The organism is Rhizobium sp. SVR5-9E, from assembly GCF_056755095.1.
Genome location: NZ_JBNDHS010000466.1, coordinates 1 through 264, shown reverse-complemented (window position 1 = coordinate 264; position 264 = coordinate 1). Strand labels below are relative to the sequence as shown.

Below are 264 nucleotides of genomic sequence, written 5' to 3'. Positions count from 1 at the left end.
ATTATATGTCGCTGACGAAGGTAAAAAAGTACGCATCCTTTATTTAAACAATGAATCGGTTTGCGTCAACGGAAACGATGTACTTGCTCATGAACAAAGCGTAAAAAGTGATATCACGATGTTGAAAAGTATTGCCGGAGTGATGTCTGGCGGGCTTTTCCAGGTGCGATTACCAGGAACGGGACATATTGCCATCACAACGCACGGAGAACCTTTAACTTTAATGGTTACACCCGATGCACCGGTTTTTACAGATCCTAATGC

1 protein-coding gene is annotated in these 264 nt (G+C 42.8%); it reads left to right on the top strand.

The window, feature by feature from the left end; genetic code table 11:
- On the top strand, window positions 1-264 hold a 264-nt coding region (locus ACPYOJ_RS35645; protein ID WP_481420428.1), incomplete at both ends, for an AIM24 family protein.